Raw genomic sequence first — 11,933 nt, 5'->3', positions numbered from 1 at the left:
GCTCCATAGTCGACGGGGCCTGGACCGCAGGCACATGGAATTAAATTCGTGGGGATCCCTCAGACTCTGACCCCAAACTTGGGTTAATCAGCGTTGAACAAGTCGCGGCTGTATACTTTATCTAGTACATCTTCGATATCGCCCGTAACTCGGTTTGCTACGATTACGTCAGAAATTTTCTTAAACTCTTCTAAGTCGTTTACTACGCGTGAATTAAAGAAATCTTCTTCCTTAAGCACCGGCTCATAGACTACAACTTCAATACCTTTAGCCTTAATACGTTTCATGATGCCTTGAATAGCACTTGCTCGGAAGTTATCAGAACCAGACTTCATGATAAGACGATAAATGCCTACAATTTTAGGCTTACGGCTTACAATTGAATCGGCGATAAAATCTTTACGCGTACGGTTAGCATCTACAATTGCTTGGATCATGTTGTTAGGAACATCGCTGTAGTTAGCTAGAAGCTGCTTCGTATCCTTGGGCAAACAGTAACCGCCGTAGCCAAAGCTTGGATTGTTGTAATGATTTCCGATGCGTGGATCTAAGCTAACCCCTTCGATGATTTGCTTTGAATCTAAGCCATGGCTTTCTGCATAGCTGTCTAATTCGTTAAAGTAAGCTACACGCATTGCTAAATAGGTATTGGCGAAAAGTTTAATCGCCTCGGCTTCCGTGCTATCGGTAAACAATACATCAATGTCTTCTTTAATTGCGCCTTGCTGAAGCAGTTTAGCGAAAACTTCTGCTCGCTCAGTTCGCTCTCCAACGATGATGCGGCTTGGGTAAAGGTTGTCGTAAAGGGCTTTGCCTTCACGCAAAAACTCTGGGGAGAAAATTATATTTTCAGAACCGAATCGTGCTTTTGCGTCTTTAGTAAACCCTACTGGTACAGTCGATTTTACAATCATTACCGCATCAGGGTTAATTTCCATCACCGTCTTTATAACCGCTTCCACACTACCTGTATTGAAGTAGTTCGTTTGCGGGTCGTAATCTGTTGGTGTTGCAATTACCACATAGTCAGCATCTTTATATGCTTCTTGCGCATCAAGCGTTGCTACAAGGTTCAACTCTTTCGTTGTTAAATACTCGGCTATTTCTTTGTCTTCAATTGGAGACTTTTTGTTGTTAAGCATCTCGACTTTTTCAGGTACTAAGTCGACCGCTTTCACTTCATTGTGTTGTGCAAGTAGCACTGCATTTGAAAGCCCTACATAGCCTGTGCCTGCTACAGCTATTTTAAGCTTCTGCATAGTACTATCCATTTAAATCTTCTCCAGTTTTGTACAAATAATTTACGAAAGCTTTATTACTATCATTGCATAGTAATTTTAAACAATAATGAATACTACGACTAACTCGCCTAATTCTCTTAATAGTGTATCAAAGCTCTGTTTGATGGAGTATGCATCAATTATGCCTTATGTGACACTCTTTCAATTCTACTGCGCTTCTTATCGCAAAGTTCTCACGCTTTAGCGTTAGATTCGGATTGTAAGCTGGATCATTTGCTATGAAGTCGCTCCACGTTGTTTGAAGGTAAGCTAATTCGCGATTAAAACGTGCCGCTTTTTCAGGTGAAATATCCAAGCCTCTGCTAACCGATTCATGATGGAAAAGCTCTGCTTCTGCACAGTAAACATTATTAACGCCTAAGCCCTTAACCTTTAAACAAAAATCTACATCGTTAAAGGCAACAGAAAGCTCTTTTTCATTCAAACCGTTTACGGCATTAAAATGCGCGCGTTTAACTAATAAGCACGCTGCGGTTACCGCACTGTAGTTGTTTGTAGCAACAATCCTTTTTAAGTAACCACTATGAAAGCGCGGAAAGTTTTTGTGAGCATGCCCAGCACCACCGCCGTAGCCTAAAACAACACCAGCGTGCTGGATACGCGTATCGGAATAAAGCAACTTTGCACCAACACAGCCAACGCTTTCCCGCTCAACGTGACCAACCATATATGTTAGCCAATCAGGCGATATAACCTCAATATCATTATTTACTAAACCAAGAATGGAACCTTTTGCATGCTCAACACCGAAGTTATTAATTGCAGAGTAATTAAATGGCGCCGGGTATTGAAGAACCCTTACTTTTTCCAATGTGTCTAAATAACTAAAATACTCAATACTTTCCTTTTCATCAGAGCCGTTATCAATCAGCAATATTTCGTAATTTAGGTAGGCTGTTTTCTCCAGGATTGACTCGATGCATGCTTTAACCAAGGCTTTCCCGTTTTTTGTAGGAATGATCAAGCTTACCAAGGGATTACTATTAGGCCAGCATACCCGGTTTACGCTAAATTGCTCGTTTGCTTCGACTTTCGCTTTTGCGTACTGTTCTATTACTTTTTTTACGTGCTCTAGCGTATTTGATTCATCTTTTTTAGCTGTTGATTCGTGCACCAAGGGCAGCGGCAAATGATTAACAGCCAAACTTTTTATAGTGAGGGAAAGCTCTGCAACTATCTCTGCAATTGTTGTTTGATTAGTAATGTGTAGCGACTTTAGCAACGCAGTTTTAATCATTACCCCAGTATTGATATAAGCGGTAGAGAATTGAAGCTCAGGGTTCCAATCGGGCAAGAATCTTGGTGATGATTTAGCCCCATTAATATCAAGTTCATCCGTGTCACAATATACTAAGTCGCTTTCTTGCAAAGCATCACATAGGTGGCCAATAGCAACTTCCTGTAATGAATCACCACCGTTAAGTAATAACGTAGGAACTTTGTCATCCAGTCTAGCAATATTCTCTTCTAACGTGCTTTTATCTATATCGCCCGTAATAAAGCAAGTTTTAACACCAAGCGCCTTAAGCTTTTCTTTAGTTACGCCTTGGCCATCGGTGCCAAATACTATAGCTTGCCATCCATCGATCTTGCCTGCTGACTTTGAAAAAGCAGATTCATTTACTTCAAGCCAATAATTGTATAACGCCTGCGTTTGTTTAGGCGTTGGAGCATCGAAAAATAGCCCAGACTTTCTTATCGACCTGACATACAAGCCAGTTAAACGTTCGTTTTGTTTGAGCTTGTTTTTTAAGTTTTTAGGAATAAGTTGAAGGGCGGCACGCACTGACCGCATAGCAATTTTTTTCATGTTGACTATTTAGGGCCTTAAGAATAAAGAAAGCCGCTTTATATAAAGCGGCTTTCTAGTTTAACACTTGTAAGTTTGTATGGGTATCAGCTTCCGGTACCTAAGCGCTCGCCTTGGTAACTGCCGTCAAGAACCGCTTTCCACCAGCCTTCATTCGCTAAATACCATTCAACGGTTTTGCGAATACCGCTTTCGAAAGTTTCTTGTGGCTTCCATCCTAGCTCACGCTCAATTTTGCTAGCATCAATGGCATAGCGCATATCATGCCCTGGGCGGTCTTGTACGTAGGTAATTTGATCAGCGTATTTAGTCTCTTTTGGTTTAACTTCGTCCAAGATTGAGCAAATAGTTTGCACTACTTCAATGTTCTGCTTTTCGTTGTGGCCGCCAATATTGTAGGTTTCACCAATTTCACCATTAAGCGCAACCACTACCAATGCTCGGGCATGGTCTTCAACATACAACCAGTCACGAATTTGATTACCTTTGCCATATACAGGTAGTGGCTTTCCAGCTAGGGCATTTAGAATGACCAACGGGATAAGCTTTTCCGGGAAGTGATACGGGCCGTAATTATTTGAGCAGTTAGTTACAAGCGTTGGTAACTTGTATGTGCGAAGCCACGAACGCACTAGCTGATCTGAACTTGCTTTACTTGCTGAATATGGTGAGCTTGGAGCATACGGGGTAGTTTCCGTAAAGAGCGGAAGCTCTGTGCCTGGCTCTACTTCATCTGGGTGAGGAAGGTCACCATATACTTCATCGGTAGAAATATGATGGAACTTAAAGCCTGCTTTTTTATCGCCTTCTAGTGCAGACCAATACGCTCTTGCTTGCTCAAGTAAAGTGTATGTTCCAACTACATTGGTCTGAATAAATTCGCCTGGGCCGTCGATAGAACGGTCTACATGTGACTCGGCCGCTAGGTGCATAATAATATCGGGCTTGTGCGTATTGAACACGCGCTTTACTTCTTCAGCATCACAAATATCAACTTGTTCAAAGCTGTAACGGTCGCTGCTTGAAACAGGAGTTAATGACTCTAAATTACCCGCGTAAGTTAGCTTATCTAAGTTAACCACAGTGTGGTCAGTGTCGTTTATAAGATGGCGAACTACTGCTGAGCCAATAAAGCCCGCGCCACCTGTTACTAAAATTGTTTTACTCATTTTCTTTTTACCAAAAGTATAATCTTGTTCTTGTCGCTTACGCTTTCAATTCGTCTAGCATGCTGGCTAATTGCTTACGCCAGTGGGTAGGCTTATACGACGCAAACGCTTCGCGTGAGGTTTGTTTATCTAATACACTGTAATGTGGGCGTTTTGCAGGCGTAGGGTATTGGCTTGACGGGATAGGTAATACTGGAATCGATTTATCTAGCAAACCTTTCTCAACACCTAGCTCTTGAATAGCCAGCGCAAAATCGTACCAACTGGCTACGCCTTCATCAGTCCAGTGATACACGCCACTGGTTTTATTAAAAGCGGCAGAAACACAAGCTTCAGCCAAACCTTTAGCCCATGTAGGCGTGCCAATTTGGTCGTCTATTACGCCCAACTGAGGTTTATCTGCCATCAAACGCAGCATGGTCTTCACAAAGTTATTACCATGCGAAGAGTAAACCCAAGCAGTACGAATTAGGCAACTTGCATCAGGTATTATTTGAAGCAGCGCTTTTTCGCCTTCTGCTTTCGATTTGCCGTAAGCGCCTTGCGGCTCGATAGGGTCATCCGTGAGATAAGGCGAACCTTTGTGGCCGTTAAATACATAGTCGGTAGACACATGAACCATAAAAGCGCCGTTTGCTTTACAGAATTTTGCTAGATTCTCGACAGCAAGTACATTGATGGCATTACACGCTTCTGTATCTTCTTCTGCCTTATCAACAGCTGTATAGGCGGATGCATTTATTAAAACATCAACCGATAAAGGCGATAGTGTTTCTTCAACATTAGAGGCGATCGTAATATCTATATCATTGCGCCCTAAAAACGTAACTTGGTGCTCGCTACTTTCTAGTTCACGAGAAAGCTCAAAAGCTAATTGCCCAGACTTACCTATAATTACAATATTCATTAATCGCTGGTACTCTATAAAAAGTCCGTAAAAAACCGATAACAATTAAAACGTAGGTGCGTCTACAAATGCCAGGCCTACCTCATCTTTGCCTGATAGAGAAGGCTTCTCACCATTTACTAATGGCCAGTCGATATTCAACGTAGGGTCGTCGTACTTAACTGATATTTCAGATTCCGGGTGATAATAGTCTGTGCACTTATACACGAACTCAGCAGAATCACTGGTTACGTAAAAGCCGTGAGCAAAGCCCGCAGGTACCCATAACTGACGTTTGTTCTCTGCTGATAACGTCACCCCTACCCACTTACCGTATGTAGGTGAATCTTTACGCATGTCTACGGCTACATCGTATACTTCACCGCTAACTACACGTACTAATTTACCTTGGGTTTGCTCCATTTGATAATGAAGGCCGCGAAGGATACCTTGACTAGATTTAGAATGGTTATCCTGAACAAAATCTACATCTGCGCACTCTTTCTTAAACCAGTCGGTGCGAAAGGTTTCTAGGAAAAAGCCGCGCTCATCGCCAAATACTTTAGACTCGATTATCTTTACGTCTGGTATTTCTGTACTAACAGCTTGCATATAAATATTATACCCGTTCTCTAACCTACTTTACGCGGTCATTAATTACTTTAAGCAGGTAATCACCATACCCACTTTTTCTAAGCGGCTCTGCTAGCTTTTCTAGCTGTTCAGCATTTATGTAGCCCATCCTAAAGGCAACTTCTTCTGGACAACATACCTTTAGGCCCTGCCGTTTCTCAATAGCGGCCACGAAATTTGCCGCATCTAGCAATGAATCTAATGTTCCTGTATCTAACCATGCAGAGCCACGTCCCATCAGTTCAACTTTAAGGGAACCGTCTTGCAAATAGAGATTGTTTAAATCTGTAATTTCTAACTCGCCACGAGGCGAAGGCTTAACTTCCTTGGCTAAGTCAACGACACGGTTGTCATAGTAATATAAACCTGTAACAGCGTAATTAGATTTAGGTTTCAAAGGTTTTTCTTCGATTGAGAGTGCATTCCACTCATTATCAAAGTCCACAACGCCGTAACGTTCAGGGTCATTAACATGATAACCAAAAACAGTTGCGCCGTACTCTTGCTTATAAGCACTTTGCAAAGATAATTTCAAGTCATGACCATAGTAGATATTATCACCTAAAACTAAAGAGCAGCTATCGTTGCCAATGAAGTCTTCACCGATTAAAAATGCTTGAGCTAAGCCATCGGGTGATGGCTGAACCGCATACTGAATGTTCATTCCTAACGCGGAGCCATCGCCTATAAGGTCAATAAAGCGCTGCTGTTCTTCAGGAGTAGTAATAATAAGAACATCACGAATACCCGACATCATCAAAGTCGTTAGCGGATAAAAAATCATTGGTTTATCATAAACAGGCATCAACTGTTTACTAACCACTTTCGTTAGCGGATGCAATCTAGTGCCGGAGCCACCAGCCAAAATAATTCCTTTTCTCAAAATAATACCTTAAGTCTATTCAAATTAAATTTTTGTAGATATTTAAATACTGGGAAGCCATATTGTGAGAGGTCAAAGTCAAACCTTCTCCATTTTGCCATTTCAAGACGTTAAATACTTTATCTTCCCACTCTATACTAAATGAAGTATCAGATAATTTACTGGCTAGATCAATTGGCTTGTTGCTCCGTAATATCCACCCGAAATTTCCGCTTCGTACTCTCTCTTCAATAGCACCCATTCCAAACGTAAATAAAGGAACGCCGCATGAAAGTAATTCTGTTACTGTATGACACCAAGTTTCTGGCCAAATAGAGAAAACACCACCGAAAGAAGGTTCGATATTAGCAATAATATCTTTCAACTGATCACGTTCGTATTCTCCATGAAGAATCAGCTTTGAAGAAAGCCGCACTTCATTAGATACTTTTCCGACAATATGAATCTCTAATATATCTGAGGCTACCTCTGCGAGTTCATTTATAAATGCCAACCCCTTGGCAATATTTATATTTCCGGGGCACACTAGCCTAAACTTTTTATTTTTCTCTGGGTATTTAGCTAGTTGAGTAAACTCAATAAAGTCTCGCCCATGCGGAATAACGTGAAAAGTATCAGGGGAAATCATCGGATATACATTAGAAAGTACTTCTTTTGTCGACTCGCTTGTAGTAACGAAGCTTGAGATATAGCTTAAATACTTTCTAAATCTACGTTGCCATGAATACACTTCGAAATCATTCAAGTTGGAAAGCTGCTTTGCTGGCCATAATTCAGGAACACATGGATTGTTTGTTTTACTGCACACACCGCCACAATACTGCTTGTCACCATCTAAAAGCTTTACCGTAGGGCACACCGTATAAAAGTCATGAAAACTGAAAACAATGGGTGTTCCATAGTTATGTGAATATTCAATAAGACCGAAGCTATGCCAACCAATATGGCGAATGTGCAGCAAACTAATATTTAACACCCCAATCCAATTTGAAACCACAGCATCGTACTCGGCACTAACATGAGTAGAAGGGTGGATCTTTTCATGTAACTCATGTAGTTGGATCAACTTTAAGTTGTTTTCTTGGAGCACAAACAATTTCACAGTTTTAGAGTTAGAGACGAGCAAGTAACATTCGTACTTTTCTGATACCTGTTTCATTAAATCCAAATTCGTTTGGGGAGTCCCTCCAGTTTCTGTCGAAATAACGTAGAGTATCTTAGGCAATGGCTGAGACGTTGTTGCATTCACTTGAATAACGGAGTCTAAATATAATGTGAAAGATTTATATGCATTAGCATTAAAGGTTCGGTCTAGCAACTCACTATACTCAGGATGAAGTGAATCTACTTTTTCTCTCCCTATGGAAATTAACTTAGCCTTTTGTTCTTTGAAGCTCGCATTTTGTTTATGGTAGACAAAGCTTCTGGCTGCAAACGTGTTTTTCCACCCTTTCTTAACCGCTCTCATACAAAAGTCATTTTCTTCACCATATCCCTTTGGAAACGAATGACTGTCGAAAACACCTATATCATCTATAAGTTCACCTTTAATATACATACAGAACCCATGCCCCGTAGGTAAAGGTGGGCTAACCAAAGGTGCATTCTCTCGTAAAACATCTGCGACAACGTTAATTTCGCTCAAAGATGGGGGTGAAGAAAATGTATGTACACTAAAAGGACCTGCTGCATTGGATACCGCCGTAACTGTCCCAACCTCGTCGTTACTCATCGCTACCAGTTTTAATTCCTTAAGCCACCAACGACTCACAATAGTATCAGAGTTTAATATAAGAATATCGCCATCAGGACGAAGGTTACGTGCGTAGTTGATACCCTTATTAATTGTTCCACTGAAGCCGAGGTTTTGAGTATTTTCTAAAAAAATGAATTTATCACTTTCGTATTCACTTGCCAGTCTTCCAAACCCTGCTTCAGAGCTTGCGTCATTTATAACAAAAACACTAGTGTTCGGTGTTTCAGCTCGTAAAATGGATTCTAAGCACTCTCTTGTTTCTAAAAATGCATTGTAAACTGGAACAATTATTGAAACATGCACATTAAGGTATCGCTGGTTAATTGCTCGTACAACGTCAACTTTCGGATATTGAAGTTGTTCATATATCGAAAAAAGGGAATGGTCGTTTAGTGTCACATTACGGTATGAAGATGGGAAAGAACCAAGATTCTCTCTCAATAACCGGGCTAGTTTTGGACTAGAATTTTCTATTTGCTCGGCGACATTTTTTGCATCAAAATATCGATTAGGAAGCCTTCCTTCAAGAATTCCGAAACGTATAAAATGCAAACCTGCCGATACTTTGGACGCTGCTACATCGGGATTCTCTTGAAGATACCAGTCTCTTTCTAGCAACTTTTCTCGCTCAAGCGCACTTAAGAGTTGTGGTTCGATGATCGACCTTCTGTATATGCCCGCAAGTTTTCGTTTGAACGCTTCTAGTACCATCTTTTACCCTAACTCCATTATTTTCCTATGATGCCATAAAAGTACTAACTTTTCAGTAATCATCATTTGCTTCTAACATAGATTGCCAATCGAAGAAGAAAATTTAGGCCATGAAGTGGATAATTAATTAACCAACAGCAAAATTTAATGTCCAGGCTAGGCGTCCACTAGAAAAAACTCCGCAAATGGCTCGCTCGATGCGGAAAAACTTCGCTCAACTTAGTCAGCTCGTTAATATAAATCACGATTAGATAGTAACGGTAAAAAGATAGAAAGTATCTCGCGCAATAGAAGTTAAAAATACAACGTTCTAGATTAAATTTGATGGTCCTTTTGAGAAATTTACCGTTGCACAAGAATGACTTTATAAGCTCTGAACACGCTTTTAAACGACATATAGCTCTTCTAAATGATATGATTAATAGCGTTCTGGCTACTGTAAATGAATACAGGCCAGCAAAATAAAACTCTATTTCCTCTGAGATCTTTTGAGCAATTCTTAGAACTGGAATATGAATTAGTAACAACTACTTTAAAGAAAACACTGTATGTCACAATATTCCTTATCTGTTGAGCCACTGTCAAATGAGCTATCCGATCGTTTCCAGTGGTGCCTTGATCGTCCTAGCAATGATTTAAGGTTTGACTATAAAAACTTAAATAACCGTTGTTTAGAGTTTAGCGGCTGGTTAGTTAATCATAAAAGTATAAATGGCGAACTAGTAATCTTGCACGGTGACCGAGTAGATAACTTAACAAGAAATGAATGTAGGCCTGATGTAGAGAATAAAATAGTCCAAAAGAATGATAAGCTGGAGAAGCGGCAACATTATGGTTTTAAGCATGCTATAGAGCTTAAATCAAATACATTTACAATTGCTTTAATTTCAGAAAGTACTTTTACTCCTCTATATAAAGGGCATATCAAGGGCTCTTTTGAGGTAATTAAAGGCGAAGATAACTGGCTTTTCCTAGATAATGATACAAACAAAAGTGTCGATCAATTTCGAGGTAAGGTGAACCTTTCAAAACTCACAAAGAAAGCATGGATTGAGTATATGAAAAGCTTCCAGTCTATTTCGCAAACCCAAAACCTATTGTCAGTTTTTCTGGTAGCGCCTTCAAAAGAGTATGTACTGCGGGATAAGTACCCAATTAAAACGCTCAAAAATACTCCGCTACAGCAAATTGAAAAAATATCGCCCCCTGAATTTAATTTATTATCCCTTACAGACACGCTAAAACGCTCACCGAGAAATACATTTAGGGTTTGCGATACGCATTGGAACTCCCACGGAGCAATGCTTGCTAGCATCGAGCTTTGCGTAAATTTAGGTATTAGCCGGAAATCCTTACTAGAGCTGTTTTCAAAAGACTCATATAAGGAAAAAGAGGTTGGAGGTGATTTAGGAAATAAGCTGTTTCCACCACAGACGTATTTAGAAGAGATTCTAACAAATTTCAACTATAGAAATAATCTCGTATATGATAATGGTCTGCCAAATTTTGGTAGAACAATGTTCACTTATAACCACAACGCATTATTAGATGAGACCCTGTTGCTGTTCGGCTCTTCTTCATCTTATTCGATGTTTAATTATCTTAGTCGAGTCTTTTACAAAGTAGTATTTTTTCATACAGCCGGAAGTATAGACCTAAAAGTAATAGAACTACTTAAGCCAAGATATATGGTAGCCCAATCAAATGCCCGATTTTTAGTTAAAGCTCCGACAACCTCAATGTCTATCAAAGATCTTGTTACTGAAAAACTTGCCAAAGGGGTACACCTTAATTCTACAAATAACTCAATTCGAACGGATAGTATCAAAGATATCATTGAGATCGTTGACCAAATTTCAGGATATTGAATCTCTTGCTTTGGCGATTCTGAAACACTCTACATTTAGTATACACTTTATTTAATTAGGTGAGATGTGCCCTACGCCTAGCAAAAGAAAGGTAACCCCTAGACTAAAAATTTTGTTATTAAATGTCAGCCCCCCTAATTTGTTGAACCTATAATTTCAAGTTGCGACTGGTTCATAGTGTCAGCTCGCTAAGAGTATCATTGGGCTCTCTTCGTTATATCCGTTATACAATTTTCTGTCAGTTCTCGTATTTCGTTCAAAGTTACCAAGACATATATGTTGAGAATTTCCGCCTCGCAACTGCTGTTGAAACTTTTAATATAAAAATTCTAAGGACGCTTTCCGGACTTAATAAATTTTAGGTTTGTACAACGTTCTTCTACCTATTTTGTCAGAGTTATTGAGATCCCCCCGGTCCTTAGTCCATACGAATTTTATTGTGACTCCCGCCAAGTAACAACATGCTCCAAAACTTAACTAAGCGCTGCGATTGCAGATTCAAGTGAGTTTCGATAGCCTGTGCTTATCGGGTTGTCCACCAAATGCAATGTTCTGAAACGACTGCCTCATGGCTGTCACACTTAAACTTATCGAGCAGTCATATTTGCCTGGTCAGCAACGAGACAGTGGCTAAAATTTTCTTACTAATATACGACGCTTTCCAATTCGTTGATAATTTAAGCTTCTGTTTACAGTAAATCCGGTGAACACACTTAAAAATTCAACCATCTCCCAACGACGTGGGATTTTGTATATTTTGCTGAGTCTCAACGCAAAATAGCGTTGGCCGGCTTCTATCAGTTTGAAGATACTTCTATTGTTAATTGGCACCGCTATGGATCCATTCCATTGGCGGCGTAATGGACCCACCCCATTTGTGCCGTAATCGATCCACCTGATTGGCGGCGTAATAGAT

Annotated in this window: 9 protein-coding genes; 1 reads left to right on the top strand and 8 read right to left on the bottom strand. The window is 40.1% G+C overall.

What is annotated here, in order from left to right:
• Positions 1-83: 83 nt before the first annotated feature.
• The 7 genes from MHN09_RS20155 to MHN09_RS20125 form a co-directional block, all read right to left on the bottom strand.
• Complete coding sequence (locus MHN09_RS20155) at positions 84-1,271, bottom strand: nucleotide sugar dehydrogenase (RefSeq protein WP_239241785.1); 1,188 nt, start codon at positions 1,269-1,271, stop codon at positions 84-86.
• A 145-nt stretch (positions 1,272-1,416) separates the two neighbouring features.
• Positions 1,417-3,111: a glycosyltransferase gene (locus MHN09_RS20150; protein WP_239241784.1), complete on the bottom strand. Its 1,695-nt coding sequence runs from the start codon at positions 3,109-3,111 to the stop codon at positions 1,417-1,419.
• A gap of 86 nt (positions 3,112-3,197) precedes the next feature.
• Positions 3,198-4,280, bottom strand: a complete 1,083-nt coding sequence (gene rfbB, locus MHN09_RS20145; RefSeq protein ID WP_239241783.1) for a dTDP-glucose 4,6-dehydratase — start codon at positions 4,278-4,280, stop codon at positions 3,198-3,200.
• Between the two features lie 37 nt (positions 4,281-4,317).
• Entirely contained in the window at positions 4,318-5,187 is an 870-nt protein-coding gene (gene rfbD / locus MHN09_RS20140; RefSeq protein ID WP_239241782.1) for a dTDP-4-dehydrorhamnose reductase, read from the bottom strand.
• Between the two features lie 45 nt (positions 5,188-5,232).
• Positions 5,233-5,778 (bottom strand): dTDP-4-dehydrorhamnose 3,5-epimerase, encoded by a 546-nt coding sequence (gene rfbC, locus MHN09_RS20135; RefSeq protein WP_168463689.1) that lies wholly within the window; start codon positions 5,776-5,778, stop codon positions 5,233-5,235.
• Positions 5,779-5,803: 25 nt separating this feature from the next.
• Positions 5,804-6,682 (bottom strand): glucose-1-phosphate thymidylyltransferase RfbA, encoded by an 879-nt coding sequence (gene rfbA / locus MHN09_RS20130; RefSeq protein WP_168463688.1) that lies wholly within the window; start codon positions 6,680-6,682, stop codon positions 5,804-5,806.
• A 19-nt stretch (positions 6,683-6,701) separates the two neighbouring features.
• Positions 6,702-9,149 (bottom strand): glycosyltransferase, encoded by a 2,448-nt coding sequence (locus MHN09_RS20125; RefSeq protein WP_168463687.1) that lies wholly within the window; start codon positions 9,147-9,149, stop codon positions 6,702-6,704.
• A gap of 548 nt (positions 9,150-9,697) precedes the next feature.
• Here MHN09_RS20125 and MHN09_RS20120 point away from each other — a divergent pair.
• Complete coding sequence (locus MHN09_RS20120; protein ID WP_168463686.1) at positions 9,698-11,017, top strand: hypothetical protein; 1,320 nt, start codon at positions 9,698-9,700, stop codon at positions 11,015-11,017.
• A 630-nt stretch (positions 11,018-11,647) separates the two neighbouring features.
• Here the strand turns inward: MHN09_RS20120 and MHN09_RS20115 are convergent.
• The coding region (locus tag MHN09_RS20115; RefSeq protein ID WP_239241781.1) for a hypothetical protein at positions 11,648-11,933 on the bottom strand (286 nt) is incomplete at its 5' end.

It is taken from the genome of Alteromonas sp. MmMcT2-5 (assembly GCF_022348315.1).
GTDB classification, from domain to species: Bacteria; Pseudomonadota; Gammaproteobacteria; order Enterobacterales; family Alteromonadaceae; genus Alteromonas; species Alteromonas macleodii.
This window is presented reverse-complemented; position numbering and strand designations above follow the sequence as displayed.